Raw genomic sequence first — 23,414 nt, 5'->3', positions numbered from 1 at the left:
GCGGGCAGGTTTGTTGACGTGTCACCTATGAGAACGGGAAGGTGTGTGACGTGTCAACTAGATAGGTGACACGTCACGTATCGGTCTAGACTTCGACCATGACCGAGAAGGAGAGCGCGAGCGCCCCGCGCTGGCTCAGCGAGCCCGAGCAGCAGGCCTGGTACGCCTGGCGGCGGATGTTTCCGCTGGTCAACGCCGATATCGCGCGCGATCTGACCCAGGACAGCGGGCTCTCCGAAGCCGACTACGACGTCCTGTCCGTCCTCGGCTCCACCGACGGCCACCGCATGCGCATCAGCGCCCTCGCCGTCCTCATGCAGTGGTCCCGCAGCCGGCTCTCCCATCAGCTCACCCGGATGGAGCAGCGGGGGATCGTCCGCCGCGAGGAGGTGGCCGACGACGGGCGCGGCGCCGAAGTGGTGCTCACCGAGCAGGGCGTCACCACGATCATGACGGCCGCCCCGCTCCACGTGAAGTCGGTGCGCCGCCACCTGATCGACATCCTGACCCCGGAGCAGCTGAGCACCTTCGCCGAGGTGGGCGAACTGCTCCGCACCCGCCTCGGCGTCGAGCGCAAGACCCGCTGAGCCGGGGAGTCGCCGACCCGCTGAGCCGCCGGGCTACGGTCGCCAGACCACCCGGTGTTCGGCCAGGTGGGCCAGGACCGAGTGGTTGGCCTCCCAGCCGTCCGGGAACTTCATCGTCACGCCCAACTGCACCGGTTCCGAGGACGGGTGGGCGTCCAGGAGCTCCGCTATCCCCGCCCTGGCCACCACCACGCAGGCGTGCCGGTGCCGGGAGGCCAGGACGCAGAGCCGGCCCGTCTCCAGGTGGAAGGCCGTCGCGTCCGGGCGGCCCGACAGGGGGTGCAGCACGACGGTGAGGTCGTACTCGCGGCCCTGGAGGCGGTTGGCCGTGTCCACGGTGACGCCCGTGACCCCGAGCGCGGACAGCGCCGCCCGGACCGCCGCCGCCTGGTCCCGGTGCGCGGTGCCCACCGCGATCCGGTCCGCCGTCAGCGGTGACGGGCCGCCCGGCTGCTCGTCCACCGTCACGGCGCCCCGGTCCAGGGCCCGGCGCACCACCAGGGCCACCGCCCGCACGGCCTCCGGGTCGGTGCGCGGGGTGTGGCGGGCCGGCAGTTCGAGCAGCCCCCACCCCGACTCGGCGGCCTCGTCCAGGACCCGGTCGGGGCCCGAGCCGTCGCCCGCGACCCCGTAGGACATCCGCCGCTCGCCGTGGCCCGTACCGCTGCGGAACCGCGTGTACGGGTAGAAGGCGCGGGAGACCAGCGGCGCGGCCGAAGCCGGCAGCCGCCAGGACACCGGCAGCCGGTGCTGCGGCAGGTCGGGGTTGTGCGCGAGGAGGGTGGACACCGCCGAGGCGGAGGGGTCGTAGGACAGGCCCGCCCACTGCTCGGCCCCGACCACGCTGAAGGGGTCGAGCTGCCCCGGGTCGCCCACGAACAGCGCCCGGTCGAACAACCCGGCCACGGCCAGCAGCGCGTCCGAGCGCATCTGGTACGCCTCGTCGACGATGGCGTGCTCCCAGGGCTCCACGTCCTTGACCCACGCCCACTTGGCCGCCGTCGAGATGGTGACCGGCAGCCCCGCGAGGTCCCCCGGCTTCGCCGAGAGCACCACCGAATCCAGCTCGCGCAGCGCCGGATCGTAGGCATCGCCCTCGCTGCTGTGCAGCCGGCCCACCTTCAGCTCGGGATCCTTCGCGTGCAGCCGCAGCACCAGGTCGTCGACCTGCGCGTTCGTCTGCGCGACCACCATCAGCCGGCGCCCCGCCGCCGCCAGGTCCCGGGCCGCCCGCACCACCAGCGTGGACTTCCCGGCCCCGGGCGGGGAGTCGACGACCACACCCCGGGCCACGCCGTGCAGGGTGTCGCGCAGGATGGCGTCGGTGGCCCGGCCGGCGGCCGCGCCCGGATCGAAGGCGGTGCTCGCGGTGCTCACAGGAGGTCCTCGGCGGTCACGGGATCGGGCAGCGGCAGCGTCGGGGCGTCGCCGGTCAGGTGTGCGGGCGGCCCGCCGTGGGTCCACGGGGTCTGCTCCGGGTCCGGCAGCTTCGGGCCGCCGCGCGCGTCGTGCTCGAACAGCGTCCAGCACACCCGGTCGCCCTTCTCCGGGACCGAGCCCGGCTCCGGGTCCTTGGCGCGGCCCATCTTGTCGAGGACGCGCAGCACGAGCCGGCCGTCCTCCTCCCACCGGACGAACTGCGCGCTCTGCGGGCGCCCGTCGAGCGAGCGGTAGACCTTCGGCCCGCCGCCCCCGCCCCCGCCACCGTCCTCGGTGAGCTGCGGGCGGTCCTCCGTGGCCACCCACACCAGCGGGCGGGGGCTCGGCCGCTTCGACTCCGTCCACTCCATGACCACTTCGGTGACCTCACCGGCGAATGCCTCGCCCGAGAGCCGCCGGCCCGCCATCACCAGCAGGTCGTCCAGCGCCTCCTGGGCGTCGAGCCGCACCTGCTCGGTCTCCCGCGCCGCGAGCTTGCGCGCGGCCGTCACCGCGTCGTCGCGGCGCGGCTGCGGGCCCTCGCCCGCCCGGACCCGGTCCCGGTGGCCGGTGTACGACCAGCGGTCACCGGTCCAGCGGTCCTCGGCCCGCTCGCCCGCGGGCAGTTCGCGCAGCAGGGCGATCGAGTCCCAGACCGCCCGCCACGTGCCCTCCATCTGCTCCACGACCAGCCGCCGGACCGCCTGCTCGGCTGCCGCGCGCTGTCCGTCGCCGTTCCCGCTCACGTCGGAAGCGGCCCGTGCCGCGTCGAACCTCGCGATGGCCGGGGCCAGCAGCTTGTTGTCGAAGGCCGGATCGGTGGCGGGGCCGGCCGGCGGGACCAGCAGCAGGCCCCGCGGGTCCCGGCCCAGCTCCGCGCGCAGCGCCAGCTCGGCGCCGGACTCGCCCTCGGGCGGGTCGATCCACGCCAGCAGGGCGCGCAGGTGCTGGTCCTCCAGATTGCTCTGCCCGGTCGCCCAGTGCCGCGACAGCAGGTCGGTCGCCGACAGCAGCATCGAGGAGCCGGGAACCCGGGAGCGCTCGGCGAGGTGCGTGAACCAGCGCCCCAGCAGTGGGACCTGCGCGGGCGCCGGATACGGGTGCTCGGGATCCTCCTCCGCGGTCCGCCGGAACCGCATGGAACGCCCCAGCAGCCGGACGTACTCGATGCCCGCGCGGCTCGGCACGATCAGCTGCGGAGCGTCCAGGCAGAGCTCGGCCTCCACCTTGACCCGCTTGCCCGTCTCCGGATCGGTCTCGGTGCGCTCCACCGGCTCGACGGCGTCCGCGTACCCCTCGATGTACGGGACCACCTGCGCGGCCAGCTCCGCCAGGAACTCCCACCGCAGGTCGCGGTCGCGCGGCTGCGGTATGGCCAGGACCTGCGGCCGGTCCGGATCGGTGCCGACCATCGCGCCGAGCGGAGCCCCGGCCTCGCCCGCCGTGGTCAGCGGTACGAAGACCAGCGGGCGCTCGCTCAGATGCCGGTGCCGTACGGTCGCCAGCGGCTGGGCCCGCCCGGCGCGGACGGCCTCCAGCCGGGCCAGGGTGTGCATCAGCGACATGCGGCGGCCTCCGTGCGGACGCGGGCGGGGGCCTGCTCCAGCGCCTCGGCACGCAGCCGGGCGGCCCGGCGCAGCGCGGCGGCCGTGGGATCGTCCGGGGCCGCCGGATCGACGGCCTGCCCGCCGGGGGAACCGCACGCCGCCGCGAGGGCGGCCTCGACCGTGGTCAGCCCGCCCAGCTCACCCCGTACGGAGCGGCCGAGCGCGGTCACCTCGTCGGCCGTGCGCGCCCGGTCCCGGCAGTGGAAGGCCAGCTCGCAGGCGGCCAGGCACTCGGGGGCGTAGGCGGCGGACACGGCCGAGACGGCCTCGGTCAGCTCCTCGGCGGAGCACGCGGGATCGAAGGTGAGGCCTTCGGGCAGGGCCCCGGCCAGTTCCTCGACCCGGGTGAGCCGCTCTAGCTGGCGCCGGGTCACCGAACGCTCGCGCCGGACGTCGACGGGGGCCGCGGTGGGCAGGTTGGAGAAGTCCTTGGGGCAGACGAGCAGCACGGTGTGCCCGACCTCGGCGCCGGCCACCTTCGCGGCGGTCGTCTCCAGGGCCAGGACGTAGACGGCGGCTTGGCGGGCGGCAGCGCCCACCTTCGCGGCGTCGGCCGCCCCGTCGATCATCGGGAACGACTTGATCTCCACCACGGTCCAGCGCCCGTCGGGGTGCACGACGACCGCGTCCGGCTCCAGGTAGGCGGGGGAGCCGGCCACCTCCAGGGCGAGCATGGGGTGGTCGAGCAGGGTCCAGGCCCCGGCGGCGGTCGCCTCGCGCAGCGCGAGCGCGGTGCGGGCGGCGCGGCCCTGGGGGCCCGCGGCGGTGAGGTCGGGGGTGAGGGCGTCCGGTCCGGGCGGGCCGGCCGCGCCGCCGGATCCCGCGTCGTCGAACCCCGCGCCGAGGTGCTCGTACACCAGCCGCAGGAGCTCCGCTCCGCCGTCGCCCTTGACCTTGGCCTCGAAGGAGTTGCCGCGCACGATGGCGAACTGCGACTGCCCGAAGGCCGCGGGGGAGCCGAGGGCCGCCGCCAGGACGGTCTTGTCCACGCCGGCGCCGTCGAGCAGGGCGCGTCTGCCGCATCCGGGGTTGGCGGCGAGGGCCGCCAGCGCGCGGGCGTCGAGCGGGCGCGGCGCGACGTCGGGGCCGCGCAGATCAGCGAGCCGTTGCCGCAGTGTTCTCGGGGGATTCGGGGCGTCCGGGAGATTCGGCGGCGTCGTCGGCTGTGTGGTCCGCCACGCCGCCGGCCCCGCCGTCGGTCCGGGGGACGGCGGAGGGTTCTGCGGCGGCTGACCGCTGGACGGGTAGGAGCTCACCCGCGGAAGTGTCCCATCCGCCACTGACAATCGTGGACTTACGGCGGAAACCGGCTGTTCGGGTGGTGTTCGGGGACCCGGCGGACGCGGGGAGCCCCGTGACCGCGGCCGGCAGGGCGCGGGCCGCGAGGAAGCCCGCCCCCATCACGGCGGCCCCGGCGACGGCGTCGAGGAAGTAGTGGTTGGCCGTGCCCATGACCACGAGGGCGGTGAGGACGGGGTACGCGACCCCGAGCCCGCGGACCAGCGGCCCGCGCGCGCGGCACCACAGCATGATCCCGCACCACAGTGCCCAGCCCACGTGCAGGCTGGGCATGGCCGCGAACTGGTTGGTGAAGGAGCCGAGCCCGCGCGGCGCGCTGGCCTCCCCGCCCCACCAGCCGTAGGAGCTGTAGCGGGCCATCGTGTCGGTGAACCCGTACGAGGCGTCGAGCAGCCGGGGCGGGCAGGTGGGCACCAGGGCGAAGCCGACGAGACCGAGGAGGGTGGAGATCATCAGCCAGGTGCGGGCGAAACGATACTGCTGGGGGCGGCGCCGGTAGAGCCAGACCAGCACCGCGGGGGTGACGAGGTAGTGCAGGGAGGCGTAGACGAAGTCGGCGGGTACGCCGAGGACCGCCTGGCCGGTGAAGAGCCGGTTGAGCGGCCGCTCCAGGTCCAGCGCCAGGAGCTCCTCCAGGCGCAGGATCGCGAGCCCGTGGTCCACCGCCATCCCGACGTCGCCCCGGGCGAGGAGTCTGCCGCCCGAGTACGCCGCGTAGACGATCCCCAGGAGCAGCAGTTCGGCCCACCAGCGCGGAGGCTGCCGCCTATTAGTCATACGGCGTATGACGTGCGTGAAGAGGCCAGGGTTGCGTGGCGTTCATGTGATGGATGATGGAGCGGCGACGGAACCACCGCAAAGCAGTGCGAATGGTCGGCCCGTCGGTGCGTTGCCCGTATCTCACCCCCTCGACCGGGAGAACTCATATGGCCCCCCGCATCCTCTTGGCCCGTCACGGCCAGACGGCGTGGTCCCAGCTCGGCAAGCACACCGGACGCACGGACGTGCCCTTGCTGGAGGAGGGGAAGCGCGGCGCGAAGCTGCTCGGCGAGCGCCTCGCCCGCGACCCGTGGGCGAGCCTGCGCGGGCTGGAGGTGCGCACCAGCCCCTTGGTGCGGGCGAGCGAGAGCTGCGACCTGGCCGGCTTCGGCATCCAGGCGGAGCCCTGGGACGCGCTGATGGAGTGGGACTACGGCGACTACGAGGGCATGACCCCGGCCGAGATCCAGGCGATCCGGCCGGGCTGGCTGATCTGGCGCGACGGGGTCCCGGGCGGCGAGTCCGTCGCGGACGTCTCGGCCCGCGCCGACGAGGTCGTCACCTGGGCCCGCTCGGCCGAACGCGACGTCCTCGTCTTCGCGCACGGCCACATCCTGCGCACCCTGGCCGCGCGGTGGCTCGGCTTCGAGGCCTCCTTCGGCGCCCGCATCCGACTGGAGCCGACCTCCCTGTCGGTCCTGGGCTGGGCGTACGGGGCTCCCGCGCTGGAACGCTGGAACGACACGGGGCATCTGGAGTAATCCAGCCCGTCCCGGGGCCCTGGAGTAGTCCAGCCCCTGCCGGGGGCCCCTCCCAGCGGTAGCCGGGGGGTTCGAGGAGCGGGGTCCGGGGCGGAGCCCAAGGCTCGCGCACAGGGCGCCGCCCCTGTCCGCCCCCCTCCGAGGGTCAGGCCGACGCGTGCTTGGCGAGGAACGGGCCCACGCGCGGGGAGCGCTGGTGCGGGACCAGGGTGCGGGCCGTTGCCGCCAGCATCGACTGGATCCGGGTCGACTGGACCTCCTCCAGCAGCTCCATGACCCTCCCGCCCGCCCAGGCGGCCTCGTCGGGGGCGCCCGCGTGGGCCAGGTTGTCGGCCAGCTCCGCGGTGTAGAGGGCGACGTTGCGCGCGAAGTGCGGGTCCTGGAGGTCCGCCGCCCGGCGGGCGTGCCGGGCGGCCCGGGCGTGCTCGCCGAGCGAGGCCCAGCAGCGGGACTCCAGGGACTCCAGCTCGGCCTCGCCGAAGAAGGACATCCACTCGGGGTCGGCCCCCGCCTCGCCGCGCGAGAACTCCGTGTGCGCCCGGGTCAGCGCCTCCTCGCAGGCCTTGCGGTCGGACAGCCCGGCCCAGCCGCCGGCCTCCCGCAGGGCGAGCAGCGACAGCAGCCGCGGGGAACCGAGCGACCGGGCGGCGCGGCGGCCCGCCTGGGCGGCCCGTACCGATTCGCGGGGGCGCCCGCAGTCCCGGGCGAGGAAGGCCATGTTGCTGAAGGCGTGCGCCTCCAGGCCGGCGTCCCCGGAGACCCGGGCCGTGGCCAGCGCCTCCGCGTAGTGCGAGCGGGCGTCGTCGAACCGGCCCGAGTCGTGCGCGAGCCAGCCCACCGAGATGGCCAGCTCTCCCGCACCCGCGTGCAGCCGGTCCTCCGTCGACTGCCGGGTCGCCCCCGCGTCGAGCAACGCGTAGGCGGTGCGCAGGGGTTCGGCGGCCCGCCGGTACAAGGCGTCGGCGCCGTGCCGGTCGTCCAGCAGCCGGATCTGGCGTACGGCGTCCTCGACGGCGGCCGCCTCGGACTCGCCGGCGCGGGAGGGGAGCCGGCGGCTGTCGCCGAGCAGGGTGAGGCTGAGGGTCGCGGCCGCGACGGTCGCGGAGCCCCCCGCCATGAACGCGCGACGCAGCACGTCGCTCTCCTTGGAACGCGAAGGGGCGGGGAAGCCGGTGGGGTGGGGGCGCTTGGCGAAGGCGGAGAAGGGGGCGGCCTGTTCGCGCTGCGCCAGCCGTCCCCGTACCGTCTCGCGCGGGGAGAACCCCAGATCGGCCAGGGTGCGGCCGGGGAACATGTGGAGGAAGACCCGCTCGTAGGCGTAGTTGGGGCAGCGGATCTCACCGGACTCGACCCGGCCGATGTAACGGGCGTCGCAGGAAACCGTTTCTCCGATTTCCTTCGCCGCCCTGCGCACCAGCGCGGCGAACTCGGCCGGGGAGTGCTGACCGCGCAGCCGCCGGAAGGGGGTGTTGGGTGAGTGGGGGGACGTCGCCATGGACGCGGCCTCTCTGGGCAAGTGATTGCGCTGCCGGTGACTGTGTGGTGCCTGTGACGCGCTGCCCGGCGGGCATGAACGTACCGCCACCGACGGAGGGTTGACCCGGTGTTTGGCTACAAAACGGATATCTCACCCGCGATCCGCCATGAACTGCCATCCTTTGCAGCGTCTTGCCGCCGCACCTGTTGACGTTCCCGTGCGTTGAACCCGTGCGGAGTGGGAGGAAGCCCGCCGGCTTCCGGGACCGCTCCCGCGATGCTCGTACGCGGATCGAGGAGGGGTTCCCTTGGTGGAGGGCGGCATGGAGAGTACGGACACGAAGACCGCGCCCGAGGCCGGAGCGGACCTCCTCGCGGGCGCCCCGGACCTGGTCACGGTGCCCACCCGGCAGGGACTGGAAGCCGTCGACATCATCCAGCGGGCCGCCGGCCAGGCCAGCCGCTCGGGCGGCGTCGGCCCGGTCCTGCACGACGGCTCCGGCAGCACCCTCGGCTTCCTCGTTCCGCCCGGCACCGCCGACGGCTGGGACCTCCCGGGCAGTGCCTGTACGCACACCAACGGGCGCGGGATGCGCTTCGGCGACACCTCGCCCACCGCGGGCGACACCGGCTGGCTGCTGCCTCCGGAGGCCGTCGGGCCGGTCACCGACCCGGAGGTGCTGCGGGCGGCCCTCGGCGAGGCGGCCCGGCTGATCGAGGCCGCCGACAACTGCCGCTGAGCCCCGCCTGCCTCCGTCGATCCTGCTCCCCGGCCCTGACCAGCCATAATGAGGGTGTGGCGAGCAAGGGCAAGGGCAAGGGCAGCACCGGCAAGGACAGCGGTGACAAGCGGCGCGGGCGCGAGACCCCCGAGGCACCCGCCGGGCAGGTGGACGGCGGCCACGCCGCGCTGGAGCCCGACCGGGAGCGTTCGCGCGCCTGGACCCTGCTGATCGACGGCGCCCCGCAGTCGCACGTGGACCTGGACGACCCCGGACACCTGAACTTCTCCTACCAGCGCCGCATCGGCCACCTGATCGACCTCTTCGCCCCCGCCCGCCAGCCCCTGAACGTGCTCCACCTCGGCGGCGGCGCCTTCACCCTCGCGCGCTACACGGCCGCCTCCCGCCCCCGCTCGACGCAGCAGATCATCGAGATCGACGCCGGGCTCGTGGCCTTCGTACGGGAACACCTCCCGCTGGACCCGCAGGCGCGGGTCCGGGTCCGCGCGGTCGACGCCCGGGCCGGGCTGGCGAAGATCCCCGACGGCTGGGCCGACCTGGTGATCGCCGACGTGTTCAGCGGGGCCCGCACCCCGGCGCACCTGACGAGCGCCGAGTTCCTGGACGACGTACGCCGGGCCCTGGCGCCGGGCGGCTGGTACGTGGCGAACCTCGCGGACGGTCCGCCGCTCTCCCATCTGCGGGGCCAGATCGCCACCGCCGCCTCCCGGTTCACGGAACTGGCCATGGCGGCCGACCCCGTGGTGTGGCGGGGGAAACGCTTCGGCAACGGCGTGCTGGTGGCCGCCGACCGGGAGCTCCCGGTCGCGGAGTTCACCCGCCGGGTGGCGAGCGACCCGCACCCCGGCCGGGTCGAACACGGCCGCGCCCTCATCGACTTCGCGGGCGGCGCCGCCCCGGTCTCGGACGCCTCGGCGGTGGCCTCGCCGGAGCCCCCGCCGTCGGTCTTCCGCTGAGACGGGGTCAGGCGTCGCGCGCGCGGCAAGATCCGAAAGAGACGGCCTAGTCCCGCGAGGCCGCCGCGAGCTCGCGCAGGCGGCGCTTGTCCGGCTTGCCGCGGTCCGTCAGGGGGAGCGCCGGCAGCCAGAACACCGCCGCCGGCCGCTGCCCCGGGGCCAGCTCCGCCGCGACCAGCGCGCACGCCTCGGCCGCCGCCGCGTCCGTCGGGGCGTGACCGGGGGCCGCGACGAGGAAGGCGCAGACCGCCTCCCCGGTGAGCGGGTCCGTCCGCCCCACGACGGCCGCCCGGGCCACGGCCGGGTGGCGGGTCAGGGCCGTCTCGATCGGGCCGCAGTAGATGTTCGCCCCGTGCACCATCACCACGTCCTTGACCCGGTCGTCGAGGTACAGGTACCCGTCGGCGTCCACGTGCCCGACGTCCCCCGTGCGCAGCCAGCCGTCGCGCAGGACCTCGGCGGTCAGGGCGGGCTGGTTGCGGTAGCCGGCCATCACCATCGGGGAGCGCACCCAGATCTCCCCGCTCGCCCCGGGCGCGCGGCCCCGTACCTCGACCTCCACGCCGGGCGCCGGACGGCCCACGGAACCGAGCAGGTGGGGGCGGTCGGCGGCCGCCGCATCGTGGTCGGCCGGGGAGAGCCGGCTGAGCACCCCGGCCTCGTTCATCCCGTAGCCCTGGGTCCAGCGCACCCCCGGACCCCACCGGGTCAGCGCCCGCCGCAGCCGCTCCGGGTGGACGGGGGAGTCGCCGTAGGAGACGCGCACCAGGCCGGGCACGCCGTCGGCGGTCTCCGGGTCGTCGAGCAGCCGGTACAGCATCGACGGCGTCAGGTACGTGGACGCGGGCCCGAGCCGCCGGCAGGCCTCGGCGAACTCCCGCGTGCCGAAGGGGTGCAGGATCTCGGAGCGGCCGCCGACCCGCAGCTGCTCCAGGCAGCGGCCGCCGGAGCGCTGGGAGAGGGAGTCGGTCGACACGAACGTGAGGGGCGCGGCGTCGGGGGCTTCGGTGCGGGTGGCCGTGCGGGCCGCCATGGCGGCGAAGGTCGAGGCCACCCCCTTCGGCCGGCCCGTCGTCCCGCCCGTGTAGGTCACCCGGGCCACGTCCTCGCCGCGCGCCGCCACCGCGACGGGCAGGGCCTCCCGGGCGGAGGCCGACTCCAGCAGGGCGGCCAGGCCGATGCGGGCCCCCGGGCCCGGCGGCACCGGGAGGTCGTGGACCACCAGGGCGGGCTCGCAGTCCCGTAGCAGGTGGTCGAGTCCGTGGGTCGTGGGGCCGACGCACACGTGGGTCAGCCGGGCGCCCAGCACGTGCGCGGCCAGCCGTACGAGGAGGGTCTCGGGCGGGTTCCCCGCCGATACGCAGGCCAGCCCGGAGCCGCGCCGGATCCCCAGGTCGGCCAGGGCGCCCGCCAGCCGGTACGTCCAGGCCAGCACCTCGGAGTGGGTCAGGACCCAGGATCCGGACCCGAAGGCGGGGCGGTCCGCGTACCGCTCGCAGGCGTCGATCAGGTCGGTGACGTACCGCGCGCCGGTGCTCATGGCGCCACGGTATCCGGCGGGCCCGGTGCGGGAGACGGGTGATGGGGGTCGCAGGTCCTACGGGTCGACGATCTCGACCAGCGGCGGGTGGTCGTGCCAGGTGCAGAACACCGACACCTCGCGGCCGTCACGGGTGAAGGTGACGCGGATCCAGGACGGCTGCTTCCAGACCTGCATCCGCCAGCCGGCCAGCGGAGTCGCCGAGACCAGCTCGGCGGAGGTGGAGCCGAGACCGAAGACGACCCGGCCGCCCGAGACGCTGTACGCCTTCACGTTCTCCGCCGCGGGCCCCTGACGCTGTGAACGGGGAGTCGGCGTCGCGGAGGGCTTGGCGGAAGGGGAGGAAGAGGGGGACGGGGAGGCCGGTGCCGGGGACGCGGACGGCGACGGGGAGGGCGACGGCGAAGGCGTCGGCTCCGGCGGCTGCGCCCCGTGCGTGGAGGAGGACAGGGGCTGCGCGGCCAGCGGCACCGCGAGCGGCGGATCGTAGGCGGTCCCGGACATGACCGAGTGCACGCCCCACCAGGACAGCGTCACCGCCGCCCCGGTCGCCAGGGTCCACGCCCCCGCATGGGCGACTGCTCTACCGACAGATCCTCGTCGCATCGGGGGACATACTGCACCACCCGTCCCAGACCTGGCCCGGCACCCCTCGGCATCCCCCGAATGGGCTACGGTGCGGGCCATGGCTAGTGTGCTCGTGGTCGAGGACGACCAGTTCGTACGTTCCGCCCTCATCCGGCACCTGACCGAGGCCTCGCACACCGTGCGCAGCGTCGGCACCGCTCTGGAGGCGCTGCGCGAGGTCGCCCACAACCGCTTCGACGTGGTGATCCTCGACCTCGGACTCCCCGACCTGGACGGGGCCGAGGCGCTCAAGATGCTGCGCGGGATCACCGACGTGCCCGTCATCATCGCGACCGCCCGGGACGACGAGGCGGAGATCGTCCGGCTGCTCAACGACGGCGCCGACGACTACCTGACCAAACCCTTCTCCGTGGAGCACCTCTCCGCCCGGATGGCCGCCGTCCTGCGCCGCACCCAGGCGGCCGACGCCGAACCGCCCTCGCGCGTCCTGCGCGTCGGCGGTCTCGCCATCGACCCGCTGCGCCGGCAGGCCGAGCTGGACGGCGCGGTACTGGACCTCACGCGGCGGGAGTTCGACCTGCTGGCCTTCCTGGCCGGGCGGCCGGGCGTGGTCGTGGCCCGGCGCGAGCTGCTCGCCGAGGTCTGGCAGCAGTCGTACGGAGACGACCAGACCATCGACGTCCACCTGTCGTGGCTGCGCCGCAAGCTCGGCGAGACCGCCGCCCGTCCGCGCTACCTGCACACCTTGAGGGGCGTCGGGGTGAAGCTGGAGCCGCCGGCGTGAGGGGCCCGCTGTGAGGTGGGCCCTCGTCAAGGTGTGCCTCGCGGTCACCGTGATGGTGGTCGTGGCCTTCGCCGTACCGCTCGGGCTGGTCGTCCAGGAGATGGCCAGCGACCGGGCGTTCTCCAACGCCGAACGGCAGGCCGCCACCATCGGGCCGACGCTGTCCATCACCACCGACCCGGTGCAGTTGCGCAAGGCCGTGGAGTCCACGCAGATGGGCGCCGACCGGCGGATGGGCGTGCACGTCCCGGCCGTCGGGGACACCCCGCGCGTGGACATCGGCGACGGCTGGGCCGGCGAGCGCGCCGTCTCCGAGACCCGGCGGATCGGGCGGGCCGCGACCGTCCCGGTGAGGGGCGGCGGTTTCGCGCTGCTCCAGCCCGTGGCGCTCGGCTCCGGGGACATCGCCGTGGTGGAGATCCTGGTGCCGGAGAGCGAGGTCAGCAATGGCGTCGCCACCGCCTGGGTGGTCCTCGCGGGCGTCGGCCTCGCCCTGGTCGTGGGCTCGGTGGCGGTCGCCGACCGGCTCGGCGCCCGCCTGGTGCGGCCCGCCGAGCGGCTCGCGGACGCCGCGCACCGGCTGGGCGAGGGGCGGCTGGGGGCCCGGGTGCCGGAGGACGGGCCGAAGGAACTCCGCTCGGCGGCCGTCGCGTTCAACTCGATGGCGGACCAAGTGGTGGAACTCCTGGCCAACGAGCGGGAGCTGGCCGCCGACCTCTCGCACCGGCTGCGGACCCCGCTGACGGTGCTCCGCCTCAACGCGGCCTCCCTCGGCGACGGCCCGGCGGCGGAGCACACCCGGGCGGCCGTGGAGCAGCTGGAGCGGGAGGTCGACACGATCATCCGTACCGCCCGCGAGCAGCGTCCGGCCGCCGCGCAGGGGCCGGGCGCCGGCTGCGACGCCTCCGAGGTGATCCGTGACCGGATGGGGTTCTGGTCGGCGCTGGCGGAGGACGAGGGCCGCGAGGTGCGGCTCGCGGGAGTGGACCGTACGGTACGGATCCCCGTGGCCCGGCCGGAACTCGCCGCGGCGCTGGACGCCATGCTGGGCAACGTGTTCCGGCACACCCCCGAGGGCACCCCGTTCGCGGTGGACGTCCACGACGCGGGGGACGCGGTCATCGTGCTCGTCTCGGACGCGGGGGGCGGCATCGCCGATCCGGACGCGGCCCTGCGACGCGGCAACGACGGCGGCCGCGACGGGTCGACGGGCCTGGGACTGGACATCGTGAGGCGGGTCGCGGAGTCGACGGGCGGGGACGTGCGGCTGGGGCGCTCGGTGCTCGGCGGCACCGAGGTGCGGGTGTGGATCGCCCTGGACGGGCGGACGCGGGGCGAGTCCGCCCGTGGCGGACGCAGCCGGCGCCGGCGGCGGCGCAACTGACGTAACCCCACGGGTGGCGGGGGCGCGCCGCGCGTTCGGCATGTCCCCCTGTCGGTACGGTCCGCGCCATGGACACCCTCATCTTCGGCGGCCTCCTCGCCACCTCGATCGCGATGTACCGGGACTCCCCGAGGTTCGTCGTGCTCGGCGCCTGGTGGGTCATGCTCCTCGCCGTGATCCTGCTGATGGCGCACCACATCACCAGCGGCCTCGCCCTCACCTTGAGCTACTGACCGTGGCCGCGATGTCCAGCCTCCTCCCGGAGGCTTCCCTGGAGGGCGGCCTGCTGGGCCGGGTCCAGTTCTGGTTCGCGTGCGCCTTCGCCGTCGGCTGGACGGGGGTGGTGTGCGGCGGGCTCTTCTACCAGTTCGGGAGGGGGGAGTACCCCTGCCCGCTCTGCATCGTGCAGCGGATGTTCATGCTGCTGGCGGCCATGGGGGCGGCCCACATCGTCCGGACGGCGCTGTCGCGCGGGGCCGTCAACGGCCGTGACTACATGATGGGCTGGGGCCTGTCCCTGGTCGCCGTGACCGCCGGCTCGTTCGCCTCGTGGCGGCAGACGACGCTGCACATCCTGCCCGGTGACAAGGGGTACGGGAGCGAGGTGTTCGGCCTGCACCTCTACGTCTGGGCGCTGATCCTCTTCCAGGCCTCGGTCGTCGCCGTGGGCATCGTCCTGGCCTTCGCCCACGCCACCGCGGACCGGGTCGTCCCGGCGCAGGAGCCGGGACCGTACCGGTCGGCGGGGATGCTCGCGCTGTGGTTCCTGGGCCTGGTGATCGCCGTGAACCTCGTGGCCGTCTTCCTGGAGGAGGGCTTCCACTGGTTCTTGCCGGACGACCCGACGCGCTACCAGTTCTTCTACGACGTGGGGATCCTGGACTAGCTGAGGTTGGCGCGGAGTCGACGCCTCCCGCGCGGGAATCCGTACGACCTGCTTGAGTGGGTCCGCTTCGTTCCCCATTTCCTTCCGTACGCGATGGGAAGCCGTCATGCGCTACGCAGTCCTCGGCACCGGGATCGTCGGCCGCACGGTCGCCACCCGGTTGCTCTCCCTCGGCCACGAGGTCGTCATCGGCACCCGGGACCCCGGGGCCACCCTCGACCGCACCGAGTACGCCACGTGGCAGCGGGCCAACCCGGCGGCGGGCCTCGCCCCCTTCGCGGAGGCGGCGCGGCTCGGAGAGGTGCTCGTCAACGCCACGGGCGGGCAGGTCAGCGTGGCCGCCCTGACGGCGGCCGACGCCGCGCACCTGGACGGCAAGATCCTGATCGACATCGCGAACCCGCTGGACTTCTCGCACGGGTTCCCGCCCGGCCTCGACCCGGTGGACAGCGACAGCCTGGGCGAGCTGATCCAGCGGACCTTCCCGGGGCTGCGCGTGGTCAAGACGCTGAACACGATGAACTGCCAGGTCATGGTCAACCCGGGCCGGGTCCCCGGCGCGCACACGGTGTTCCTCTCGGGTGAGGACGCCGGGGCGAAGAAGGCGGTACGGGAACTCCTGTACTCCTTCGACTGGAGCGAGCACAGCGTCATCGACCTGGGCGGCATCGAGAGCGCGCGCGGCACGGAGATGCTGCTGCCGGTCTGGCTCCGGCTGATGGGGACCCTGGGGCACACGGACTTCAACTTCCACATCCAGGGCGCGAACCGGACGGAGTAGCTCCGGCCGGCCGGAGCTACTCCCGCGTCAACGCCGGGCTGGAGGTAGCCCCGGTGACGAACGCCGGGGACCTGGCGAAGGGGCCGGCGGCGATGAAGGGCTCGGGCTGAGCCCCGGCACCGGAGCCGGTCGCGCGACCGCCCCCAGGATCCGGTCGGCGGCCGCCCACGCCAGTACCGCGGAGGCGGCCGCGGCCGCGCACGAGACGGCGAAGGCGGCCCGGTACCCGTAGGCCGCGGCGAGCGGGCCGGAGGCGGCCGCGGCCAGTGCCTGGCCGATGATCAGCCCGCTGCCGGCCAGGGTCATGGCCTCGCCCATCCGCCGCGCGGGGCCGGCCCGTTCCACGAGGCCGAACAGCGCGATCAGGTGCGGGGCGACGGCCAGTCCGATACCGGCGACGGCGAAGGCCGCGCCCCACAGGCCGGAGACGGCGAGCAGCGGAAGCGTCAGCAGCGCCTGGGCGGCGATGGTCCGGCGCAGCCGGACGGTCAGGCTCGCGGACCCGGGCCGGGCCACGGTCACGAAGCCGGCCACCGAGCTGGTCACGGCCATGGCCGCCCACACGAGCCCGGCGGCGCCGGGGGATCCGACGGCCACGGCAAGGGCGTTGACCCCGGTATTGGCCCCGCTCCACGCGGCGCCCTGCAGGACGGCCACGAGGAACAGCAGCGCGAGCCCCGGAGACCACAGCCGTACGTCGCCCCGCGCGGCGGCGCCGACTTGTCCCGTCGGGCCGGGCGCCGTGGGATGCAGGGCGAAGAGCGTCCCGAACACCAGGCCCAGGGCGGCCGCGAGGACCAGCGCCGAGGCGGGGTGGACGGTCACCGCGAGGATCCCGGCCAGCGCGGGCCCCACCATGAAGCCGACCTCGTCGAGCGTGGTGTCGAAGGAGAGCGCGGCCCCGACCAGGGCCTTGTCCTCTCCGGCCAGCCGCGCCCACCGGGCCCGGGCCAGCGGCCCGACCTGCGCCGCCGTGAGGCCGGCGGCGACGGCGAGCGCGATGCGGGCGGCGAGCGGCAGTCCGCCCAGGACGGCGGCGACGAGGGCGAGGAGCACGGCGGCGTTCGCGACGCAGGCGACCAGCAGGACGGGCCGGTGGCCGCGCCGGTCGGCGAGCCGGCCGATCACCGGGCCGCCGAGGGCCTGGCCGAGCCAGAGGGCGGCGGCGATGGTCCCGGCGTCGCCGATGCCGTCGCGTTCGTTGATGAGCAGCAGCGTCCCGATGGGGCACAGCGCGGCGGGCAGGCGGGCGAGGAACCCGTGGACGGGCAGGGCAGGGCCGCCGAGGGCGAAGACCCCGCGGAAGCCGGCGGGTGCGGGCGTGGGTGAGGGCGTGGGCATGGACGTGGGCACGGACAACCTCCAGCCGCACGCCGACCCTCCCGTTTCTCCGGCGCGCGCCGTTGCCCGTTGGGCTGGACGCTAACGCCGGGGCGGGGTGGTTGGGAAGGGTCCCTACGGGGCGGAGTCGCCCGAGGTCAGCCGCTTGGCCTGGGCGCGGCCGACCTCGGCGGCGCGGTGCAGGTAGTCGGCGATGACCGCCAGTTCGGAGTCGGAGTAGCTCGCCAGGACGGCGCCGAAGGCGCGGCCGGGGGTTTCCCAGGCGGCGCCGATCCGTTCGCGGGCGGCGGGGGAGAGGGAGACGAGGGAGCGGCGGCGGTCGTTCGGGTCGGCGTGCCGCTCGACGACGCCGGCCTTGACCATGCGGTCCACGAGGCGGGTGGCGGAGCCGGAGGTCAGGCCGGTGAGGCGGGCGATGTCACCGGTGCTGACCGGCTCGGTCTCCATGTCGAGGAGGGCGACGCACTGCATGTCGGTCGGGTGCAGGCCCACGTGGTCGGCCATGGCCTGGTTGAAGAGCGAGTAGTCGGCGTAGTGCCGCTGGCTCTCGGTGACGATGCGCGCGAGCAGCTCGGCGCGGCTCCACTCATCACTCGAACGAGCGTAATCGGTTGACATCGGCTTCTCCATGCTCCAAATTTGTCTGTGTGGCGCAGAGAATGCGTCACACAGAATCTGCGTCACGTATTCATTCTAGAGCAGGAAGAGCAGGAATCCGCCATGTCGCACACGCCCAACACGCCCCGCACGCCGAACGCCCTGAACATGCCGAACGCCCTGAACACGCCGAACGCCGTGAGCGCGCCCGAGGTCCTCGTCACCGGTGGCCGCGGCTCCATCGCCCGCGGGCTCTCGTCCCTCCTCACCGCCCACGGCGTCCCGCACCGCCTCGCATCACGCGAGCCGGACTCACCCGGCACCGTCCGCTGCGACCTCACCGATCCCGCGACCTTCCCCGAAGCCCTCGCCGGCGTCCGCTCCGTCTTCCTCTACGCCGAGGCCGCCGCCGTCGACGCCTTCGTGAAGGAGGCCGTGAGCGCCGGCGTCGAACACGTCGTCCTCCTCTCCTCCTCCTCGGTCCTCGCCCCCGACGCCGCCGACAGCCCGCTCGCCGCCTCCCACCTCGCGGTGGAACGGGCCCTCCTCGCCTCCCCGCTGCGCACCACCCTGCTGCGCCCCGGATCCTTCGCGAGCAATGCCCTCGGCTGGGCCTGGTCGCTGAAATCGGGCCGCCCGGTCCACCTGCCCTACCCGGGTGCGTACAGCGACCCCGTCCACGAGACCGACCTCGCCGAAGCCGCCTTCGCGGTCCTCACCGACCCCTCGCTCGCCGGTCGCGCGTACACCCTGACCGGGCCGCGGACACTGACCTTCGCCGCCCAGCTGGCCCTACTGGGCGAGGCCGTGGGCCGCCCCATACCCTTCGAGCCCGTCTCGCGCGAGCAGTGGAAGTCCGAGGCCGACGGCTTCATCCCGGGCCCGTACGCGGAGGCCCTGCTCGACTACTGGGCCTCCACCGACGGCCTCCCGGTCGGCCTCACCGACGATCTCGAACGGCTCGTCGGCCACGCGCCGCGCACCTTCGAGACCTGGTCGGCGGAGCACGCGGACGCCTTCCGGGCGTAGACGATCAAGGGTGGCCCCCGACCGCGTCCCCCGGCGACGGCGCGTGTTAGCGTCCGCCGATTGATCGATTTCCCAGGGGGGAACATGAGAAGGATTTTGGGCACCGGTGTCACGGTTGCCCTGCTCGTCACCGGCGGTATCGCCGGCGCGGGCACGGCCATGGCGGCCGGGGACCCGACGTTTTACTTCAGTCCGGTCGAGGACAAGGTCCTCATGCCGGGTGAGGGGTGGGCGGAGCTGGCCCCGTCGAGCACCGGCGGGAACGGCGACGGAAAGGCGGACGGCACCTACGTCTACGTAGTGAGTAAGAAGCCGCTCACGGACGCAGGGTGGTCCGGCGGCGGAGCGCCGACCGGGCTGAAGGTGGGCTTGACGGAGAGCTGTGCACCGAAGGCCGGCATCGCCGGCGTGTACCTGTGCAACCTGGACGGGTGGAACAACCCGTATCCGCAGATAACGGCTCCGAGCTCGACGGCGCACGGCGTGACGGCCTACTACGGCCTCGTCTACGTGCCGCGGGGGGCCAGCGTCGACGCGGGCGTCAAGGAGGCGCAGACGGCCGGATCCAAGGCGATCGGTCCGCGCCGAGCGCATGCCACGGTCACGGTGAAGAGCAAGGCGCACGTCGCGCAGAACACCGTCACGCAGTCGACGCCGACACTGCCGGCCGGCGGCTCGGTGATGCAGACGCTGAAGCTGCACGCGGTCGACAAGGGCAAGCTGCAGGTGAGCCTCTCCCAGGCGGCGGGCTTCCGCCGGTGGGATCAGGACGAGCTGAAGGTCACGGTCACCGGTGTCCAAGCGGGTGGCGCGGCCGGTGCCGAGTGCGATCACTCCTTCGGCGAGATCGGCTGGGGCAACGAGATCCGCTGCGACATCGCGAAGCCCGGTGACTACACGGTCACCTACACGCTGACGGCCGATGCGACCACGCCCGCGTGGAAGCTGAGCGCCGCTTCGACGTACGAGGTGTACACCGGCGGCTGGGGCTACATCCCGGCGGCGGCCTCGGACTTCGCGATCTCCAGCTCGATACCGGTGACCCAGCGGTACCGGCTCGTGGGCCGCGACGCCGCGGGCGATCTGTGGGACTACAAGAGCACGGGCAAGGTCGCCGAGCCGTTCACGCCGGTCGACCCGGTCGGAGGCACCTTCGACTGGAACCAGTACACCGCGCTGACCCGGCTGGCGCCGGTGACGGTCCAGAGCACCGGACGGGGTGCGGTCGGCCGGGACAAGGCCGGAGTCCTGTGGCTCCTTCCGACCTCGGGTGACGGCAGCATCTACAAGAAGCGGATACGGGTCGGCGCCGGCTGGAACGTCTACAACACGCTGGCAGGCGTCTCCGACGTGACCGGCGACAAGAAGGCCGACCTCCTGGCGCGGGACACCGAGGGCGTCCTGTGGCTGTACCAGGGCACGGGCCTGAACGCGAGGCCGTTCGAGACCCGGGTGCAGGTCGGCCGCGGCTGGAACATCTACGACCAGCTGGTCGGCGGTGTCGATCTGACCGGTGACGGCAAGGCCGACCTGGTGGCCCGGGACAAGGCCGGGAAGCTCTGGCTGTACCAGGGCACGGGGGCGGCCGCGAAGCCGTTCGCGGCCAGGCAGGAGGTAGGCACCAACTGGCAGACCTTCAACGCGATCGTCGCGCCGGGTGACCTGACGTCCGACGGCAAGGCCGACCTGGTGGCCCGGGACAAGGCCGGCAGCCTGTGGCTGTACCGGGGCACGGGTGTCGCGGCGAAGCCGTACGCGGCCGGGGTGAAGATCGCCACCGGCCTCGGCAAGTACAACCTGCTGTTCTGAGAAACGCGGAAGGCCCCGGTCCGCTTTCGCGGACCGGGGCCTTCTCGTCAGGGTGAGTGACGGGACTTGAACCCGCGGCCACCTGGACCACAACCAGGTGCTCTACCAACTGAGCTACACCCACCATGTCCGGTCGGAAAACCGACCGGCCGAAGAAAAGGGTACAGGGTCCGGGAGGGTGCTCGCTCCCCCCTTTCCCCGCACCCCACTCCGGTGGGTACTAGGCGCCGGGGACGACGTGCTTGGCGGCGATGGTGCGCGCCGTGTCCGAGTCCGGACCGGGCTGCGGCACGAAGACGGCCTCCCGGTAGTAGCGCAGCTCGGCGATGGACTCCTTGATGTCCGCGAGCGCCCGGTGGTTGCCGTTCTTCGGCGGGCTGTTGAAGTAGGCGCGCGGGTACCAGCGGCGTGCCAGCTCCTTGATCGAGGACACGTCCACGATCCGGTAGTGCAGGTACCCCTCCAGCGCGGCCATGTCGCGCAGCAGGAAGCCGCGGTCGGTGCCGACCGTGTTTCCGCAGAGCGGGGCCTTGCGGGGTTCCTTCACGTGTTCCCGTACGTAGGCCAGGACCTGTGCCTCCGCGTCCGCGAGGGTGGTCCCGCCGGCCAGCTCGTCGAGCAGGCCGGACGACGTGTGCATCTCGCGCACCACGTCGGGCATGGTTTCCAGGGCCGCGTCCGGCGGGCGGATCACAATGTCCACGCCTTCGCCGAGCACGTTGAGCTCCGAGTCGGTGACCAGTGCGGCCACCTCGATAAGTGCGTCGTCCGTCAACGAGAGCCCGGTCATCTCGCAGTCGATCCACACCATGCGATCGTTCATGCGCCCCACCTTATGCGGAAGGTCCCCCGCATCGGTGACCACCGAGGTGACCACTGGTGCGGGGGACCTTTCCTTGGACCTCGTTACGCGTGCTCGCGCAGCACCCGGCCCGGGGCGTACAGCTCCGTGACCGTGGGTCCGGCCGCGGCCAGTGCCGCCGCGGCCCGCTGCGGCTGCGGAGTGCGCTGGTGCGGCACCGGCGACTCCGACAGCTGTGCCACCTGGACCACGTCCGCCTGCGGGCGGCGAGCCCGGTAGGCGGAGCGGTAGGCCGCCGGGGAGGACCCCAGCTGGCGGCGGAAGTGACCGCGCAGGGCGACCGGCGAGCGGAACCCGCAGCGTCCGGCGACCTCGTCGACCGAGTAGTCGGAGGTCTCCAGCAGCCGCTGCGCCTGAAGCACCCGCTGGGTGATCAGCCACTGGAGCGGCGCACTGCCGGTGAGCGAGCGGAACCGCCGGTCGAAGGTGCGCCTGCTCATGTAGGCGCGCGCCGCCAGCGTCTCCACGTCGAACTGCTCGTGGAGGTGTTCCAGTGCCCAGGCGACGACCTCGGCCAGCGGGTCGGCGCCGATCTCCTCCGGCAGCGACCGGTCGAGGTAGCGTTCCTGGCCACCCGTGCGGCGCGGCGGCACGACGAGCCTGCGGGCCAGTGCGCCCGCCGCCTCGCTGCCGTGGTCCGTGCGCACGATGTGCAGGCACAGGTCGATTCCGGCCGCGGTGCCCGCGGACGTCAGCACGTCGCCGTCGTCGACGAACAGCTCGCGCGGATCGACGTGGACGGACGGGTAGCGCTTGGCCAGCGTCGGCGCGTACATCCAGTGCGTCGTCGCGGGCCGGCCGTCCAGCAGGCCGGCGGCGGCGAGCACGAACGCACCCGTGCACAGGCCGACGATCCGGGCCCCCTCCTCGTGCGCCAGGCGCAGCGCGTCGAGCGCCTCCGGCGGTGGAGGTGAGGTGATGGAACGCCACGCGGGAACGACGACCGTGCCTGCCCGGGCGATCGCCTCCAACCCGTATGGCGCGGTCAGTTCGAGTCCGCCGGTGGTCCGCAGCGGACCGTCCTCACCGGCGCACACGAGCAGTCGGTAGCGTGGAACTCCCGCGTCCTGCCGGTCAATGCCGAACACGGAAAGTGGAATGGAGCTCTCGAAGATCGGCCCGCCGCTGAAGAGCAGCACCGCGACGATCTCCCTGCGGCGACGCCCCGCGAGCTTCCTGCCGTCTACGACGACGGCGGTGGAATCCTGGCTCATGGCGCTAAGCCCCCCTTGGGTGTCGCGACTCCTTGGTCTGGTCGCACCTGCACGTATCCCCTCGGCCTTGCACGTGGCTCCCCCGCCGTAAATACATGATCGAATCTACTGCGTCCCGTGGTGTCGGCGTGACAAGTTCAGCACGCAGCGCTATGTCGACTTGGCAACTTGGCGAAAAGCATTCGATCAGGAAGCCTTCCACTCCGCTACCCGGGTGGAAAGCGCAGTGTCCGGCCATGGCCAGTACTCGTAGGGTCAAAGACCCCTTGTAGCGCCGTAGTCGCTGATGGTGAGGGGGTCGGGGGGACATTCCGGCAAGGGGGGTGACCTGCCGGGAAGTTGGCTGAAAACATGCGGGTGTGGATGTGCGAATCGGTCAGTCGTGAGGGGACATCCCGCCGGAAACCTGACATCCGCGCTGGGTTCCGGCCCCGGAGCGCGAGTGCCGGCCCCGGTGCGCGGGCGTCAATCGGTCCTCCGTGAGGACCCGGGCGGCATTCCGCTCCGCCTGTTCCGAGTGGCGCAGCAGGACCCGGCAGGCCGCCGTGACGGCCGCGAGGCCCAGGGTGGCGACGGCGGCCCCGCCGAAGGAGGTCCCGTAGACGACCAGGACCACGGGGACGAGCAGGCAGCTGAAAGCCGCCCAGCGCACCACGTCACCCGCCGGGTCCTCCTGGGGCCGCCGGGAGGGCTGCACGGACGAGTGAAGGGGAGGGGGCGGCGTGTGGACGGACTGCTTCGGCTGAGCGGGCGACTGAGCGGGCTGGACGGGGTGAACCGGACGACCGGGCACGGCGTGCTCCCTGCGGGCTCTTCCTGGACGGTCGGACTCGTACCCAACGGCGTGCGGCGCGGCTCGGTCACTGCGCGCACGGGTGGCGCACACCCGATGGGGTGCTCCCGGTCACTGGCTGTAGGGGACAGCGGACATTGCCAAGGCGGCGTGGCTGCGGCATGCTCCCTGGGACGCTCTCCAAGGGCGGCATGACCTG

Annotated in this window: 22 protein-coding genes, 1 tRNA gene and 1 pseudogene; 11 read left to right on the top strand and 13 right to left on the bottom strand. The window is 73.5% G+C overall.

All coding sequences use genetic code 11. The features are described from left to right. The first annotated feature begins 98 nt into the window (after positions 1–98). A complete protein-coding gene (locus ACFYYB_RS11460; RefSeq protein ID WP_389434741.1) occupies positions 99–587 on the top strand; it encodes a MarR family winged helix-turn-helix transcriptional regulator in 489 nt (162 codons plus the stop codon). 33 nt (positions 588–620) lie between these two features. Here the strand turns inward: ACFYYB_RS11460 and ACFYYB_RS11455 are convergent, their stop codons facing one another. The 4 genes and pseudogenes from ACFYYB_RS11455 to ACFYYB_RS11440 all read right to left on the bottom strand — a co-directional run. Further along, the gene (locus tag ACFYYB_RS11455; protein ID WP_389434740.1) at positions 621–1,964 is read right to left on the bottom strand and encodes an AAA domain-containing protein; all 1,344 of its coding nucleotides are present in this window, start codon (positions 1,962–1,964) and stop codon (positions 621–623) included. After that, complete coding sequence (locus ACFYYB_RS11450) at positions 1,961–3,571, bottom strand: hypothetical protein (RefSeq protein WP_389434739.1); 1,611 nt, start codon at positions 3,569–3,571, stop codon at positions 1,961–1,963. The genes ACFYYB_RS11455 and ACFYYB_RS11450 overlap by 4 nt, the downstream gene beginning before the upstream one ends. Then, positions 3,562–4,869: a hypothetical protein gene (locus tag ACFYYB_RS11445; protein WP_389434738.1), complete on the bottom strand. Its 1,308-nt coding sequence runs from the start codon at positions 4,867–4,869 to the stop codon at positions 3,562–3,564. Before ACFYYB_RS11445 ends, ACFYYB_RS11450 begins: the two co-directional genes overlap by 10 nt. A 187-nt stretch (positions 4,870–5,056) precedes the next feature. Beyond that, positions 5,057–5,581, bottom strand: a pseudogene (locus ACFYYB_RS11440) (phosphatase PAP2 family protein); the annotation flags it as partial. 257 nt (positions 5,582–5,838) lie between these two features. On the opposite strand from ACFYYB_RS11440, the gene ACFYYB_RS11435 reads away from it, so the two are divergent. Further along, entirely contained in the window at positions 5,839–6,432 is a 594-nt protein-coding gene (locus tag ACFYYB_RS11435) for a histidine phosphatase family protein (RefSeq protein ID WP_250741255.1), read from the top strand. A 145-nt stretch (positions 6,433–6,577) separates the two neighbouring features. On the opposite strand, the gene ACFYYB_RS11430 is transcribed toward ACFYYB_RS11435, so the two are convergent. Beyond that, complete coding sequence (locus tag ACFYYB_RS11430) at positions 6,578–7,927, bottom strand: tetratricopeptide repeat protein (protein ID WP_389434736.1); 1,350 nt, start codon at positions 7,925–7,927, stop codon at positions 6,578–6,580. Positions 7,928–8,231: 304 nt separating this feature from the next. Between ACFYYB_RS11430 and ACFYYB_RS11425 the strand changes: the two genes are divergently transcribed. Together ACFYYB_RS11425 and ACFYYB_RS11420 are read left to right on the top strand one after the other, a co-directional pair. Next, positions 8,232–8,648 (top strand): hypothetical protein, encoded by a 417-nt coding sequence (locus ACFYYB_RS11425; protein ID WP_389434734.1) that lies wholly within the window; start codon positions 8,232–8,234, stop codon positions 8,646–8,648. Between the two features lie 56 nt (positions 8,649–8,704). Then, the gene (locus ACFYYB_RS11420) at positions 8,705–9,607 is read left to right on the top strand and encodes a spermidine synthase (RefSeq protein WP_389434733.1); all 903 of its coding nucleotides are present in this window, start codon (positions 8,705–8,707) and stop codon (positions 9,605–9,607) included. A 46-nt stretch (positions 9,608–9,653) separates the two neighbouring features. Here ACFYYB_RS11420 and ACFYYB_RS11415 read toward each other — a convergent pair whose 3' ends face one another. Both ACFYYB_RS11415 and ACFYYB_RS11410 read right to left on the bottom strand, forming a co-directional pair. After that, positions 9,654–11,147 (bottom strand): class I adenylate-forming enzyme family protein, encoded by a 1,494-nt coding sequence (locus tag ACFYYB_RS11415; protein ID WP_389434731.1) that lies wholly within the window; start codon positions 11,145–11,147, stop codon positions 9,654–9,656. Positions 11,148–11,204: 57 nt separating this feature from the next. Further along, entirely contained in the window at positions 11,205–11,753 is a 549-nt protein-coding gene (locus ACFYYB_RS11410; RefSeq protein ID WP_389434730.1) for a hypothetical protein, read from the bottom strand. Positions 11,754–11,832: 79 nt separating this feature from the next. On the opposite strand from ACFYYB_RS11410, the gene ACFYYB_RS11405 reads away from it, so the two are divergent. From ACFYYB_RS11405 to ACFYYB_RS11385, 5 genes are all read left to right on the top strand, one after another. Then, positions 11,833–12,519 (top strand): response regulator transcription factor, encoded by a 687-nt coding sequence (locus ACFYYB_RS11405; RefSeq protein WP_327306588.1) that lies wholly within the window; start codon positions 11,833–11,835, stop codon positions 12,517–12,519. 10 nt (positions 12,520–12,529) lie between these two features. Further along, a complete protein-coding gene (locus ACFYYB_RS11400) occupies positions 12,530–13,903 on the top strand; it encodes a HAMP domain-containing sensor histidine kinase (protein WP_327306589.1) in 1,374 nt (457 codons plus the stop codon). A gap of 68 nt (positions 13,904–13,971) precedes the next feature. Then, on the top strand, positions 13,972–14,136 hold the full coding sequence (locus ACFYYB_RS11395; protein WP_389434728.1) for a DUF5993 family protein: 165 nt from the start codon (positions 13,972–13,974) through the stop codon (positions 14,134–14,136). Positions 14,137–14,147: 11 nt separating this feature from the next. After that, complete coding sequence (locus tag ACFYYB_RS11390) at positions 14,148–14,789, top strand: disulfide bond formation protein B (RefSeq protein WP_389434727.1); 642 nt, start codon at positions 14,148–14,150, stop codon at positions 14,787–14,789. Between the two features lie 106 nt (positions 14,790–14,895). Then, positions 14,896–15,570: an NADPH-dependent F420 reductase gene (locus ACFYYB_RS11385; protein ID WP_389434725.1), complete on the top strand. Its 675-nt coding sequence runs from the start codon at positions 14,896–14,898 to the stop codon at positions 15,568–15,570. 27 nt (positions 15,571–15,597) lie between these two features. Here the strand turns inward: ACFYYB_RS11385 and ACFYYB_RS11380 are convergent, their stop codons facing one another. Both ACFYYB_RS11380 and ACFYYB_RS11375 read right to left on the bottom strand, forming a co-directional pair. Further along, a complete protein-coding gene (locus tag ACFYYB_RS11380) occupies positions 15,598–16,923 on the bottom strand; it encodes an MFS transporter (RefSeq protein WP_389434724.1) in 1,326 nt (441 codons plus the stop codon). Between the two features lie 102 nt (positions 16,924–17,025). Next, entirely contained in the window at positions 17,026–17,529 is a 504-nt protein-coding gene (locus ACFYYB_RS11375) for a MarR family winged helix-turn-helix transcriptional regulator (RefSeq protein WP_389434722.1), read from the bottom strand. Between the two features lie 102 nt (positions 17,530–17,631). On the opposite strand from ACFYYB_RS11375, the gene ACFYYB_RS11370 reads away from it, so the two are divergent. Next, entirely contained in the window at positions 17,632–18,537 is a 906-nt protein-coding gene (locus ACFYYB_RS11370; protein WP_389434720.1) for an NAD(P)H-binding protein, read from the top strand. Between the two features lie 84 nt (positions 18,538–18,621). Further along, complete coding sequence (locus tag ACFYYB_RS11365; protein ID WP_389434718.1) at positions 18,622–20,346, top strand: FG-GAP repeat domain-containing protein; 1,725 nt, start codon at positions 18,622–18,624, stop codon at positions 20,344–20,346. 51 nt (positions 20,347–20,397) lie between these two features. Here ACFYYB_RS11365 and ACFYYB_RS11360 read toward each other — a convergent pair. From ACFYYB_RS11360 to ACFYYB_RS11345, 4 genes are all read right to left on the bottom strand, one after another. Then, positions 20,398–20,470, bottom strand: a tRNA-His gene (locus tag ACFYYB_RS11360). Positions 20,471–20,566: 96 nt separating this feature from the next. Further along, positions 20,567–21,169 (bottom strand): oligoribonuclease, encoded by a 603-nt coding sequence (gene orn / locus ACFYYB_RS11355; RefSeq protein ID WP_266877785.1) that lies wholly within the window; start codon positions 21,167–21,169, stop codon positions 20,567–20,569. Positions 21,170–21,252: 83 nt separating this feature from the next. Continuing rightward, positions 21,253–22,422, bottom strand: a complete 1,170-nt coding sequence (locus ACFYYB_RS11350; protein ID WP_250741288.1) for a helix-turn-helix domain-containing protein — start codon at positions 22,420–22,422, stop codon at positions 21,253–21,255. Between the two features lie 376 nt (positions 22,423–22,798). Beyond that, a complete protein-coding gene (locus tag ACFYYB_RS11345) occupies positions 22,799–23,119 on the bottom strand; it encodes a hypothetical protein (protein WP_389434715.1) in 321 nt (106 codons plus the stop codon). Positions 23,120–23,414: the final 295 nt, after the last annotated feature.

It is taken from the genome of Streptomyces sp. NPDC002886 (genome assembly GCF_042888445.1).
Taxonomy (GTDB): Bacteria; Actinomycetota; Actinomycetes; order Streptomycetales; family Streptomycetaceae; genus Streptomyces.
The sequence above is the reverse complement of the archived record's forward strand: the minus strand, read 5'-3'. Positions and strand labels throughout refer to the sequence as shown.

Coding starts and splice junctions, on each gene's coding strand:
- ACFYYB_RS11460 (WP_389434741.1), top strand. CDS start 99: ATGACCGAGAAGGAGAGCGCGAGCGCCCCGCGCTGGCTCAGCGAGCCC.
- ACFYYB_RS11450 (WP_389434739.1), bottom strand. CDS start 3,571: ATGTCGCTGATGCACACCCTGGCCCGGCTGGAGGCCGTCCGCGCCGGG.
- ACFYYB_RS11435 (WP_250741255.1), top strand. CDS start 5,839: ATGGCCCCCCGCATCCTCTTGGCCCGTCACGGCCAGACGGCGTGGTCC.
- ACFYYB_RS11430 (WP_389434736.1), bottom strand. CDS start 7,927: ATGGCGACGTCCCCCCACTCACCCAACACCCCCTTCCGGCGGCTGCGC.
- ACFYYB_RS11425 (WP_389434734.1), top strand. CDS start 8,232: ATGGAGAGTACGGACACGAAGACCGCGCCCGAGGCCGGAGCGGACCTC.
- ACFYYB_RS11415 (WP_389434731.1), bottom strand. CDS start 11,147: ATGAGCACCGGCGCGCGGTACGTCACCGACCTGATCGACGCCTGCGAG.
- ACFYYB_RS11410 (WP_389434730.1), bottom strand. CDS start 11,753: ATGCGACGAGGATCTGTCGGTAGAGCAGTCGCCCATGCGGGGGCGTGG.
- ACFYYB_RS11405 (WP_327306588.1), top strand. CDS start 11,833: ATGGCTAGTGTGCTCGTGGTCGAGGACGACCAGTTCGTACGTTCCGCC.
- ACFYYB_RS11395 (WP_389434728.1), top strand. CDS start 13,972: ATGGACACCCTCATCTTCGGCGGCCTCCTCGCCACCTCGATCGCGATG.
- ACFYYB_RS11390 (WP_389434727.1), top strand. CDS start 14,148: ATGTCCAGCCTCCTCCCGGAGGCTTCCCTGGAGGGCGGCCTGCTGGGC.
- ACFYYB_RS11385 (WP_389434725.1), top strand. CDS start 14,896: ATGCGCTACGCAGTCCTCGGCACCGGGATCGTCGGCCGCACGGTCGCC.
- ACFYYB_RS11375 (WP_389434722.1), bottom strand. CDS start 17,529: ATGTCAACCGATTACGCTCGTTCGAGTGATGAGTGGAGCCGCGCCGAG.
- ACFYYB_RS11370 (WP_389434720.1), top strand. CDS start 17,632: ATGTCGCACACGCCCAACACGCCCCGCACGCCGAACGCCCTGAACATG.
- ACFYYB_RS11365 (WP_389434718.1), top strand. CDS start 18,622: ATGAGAAGGATTTTGGGCACCGGTGTCACGGTTGCCCTGCTCGTCACC.
- orn (WP_266877785.1), bottom strand. CDS start 21,169: ATGAACGATCGCATGGTGTGGATCGACTGCGAGATGACCGGGCTCTCG.
- ACFYYB_RS11350 (WP_250741288.1), bottom strand. CDS start 22,422: ATGAGCCAGGATTCCACCGCCGTCGTCGTAGACGGCAGGAAGCTCGCG.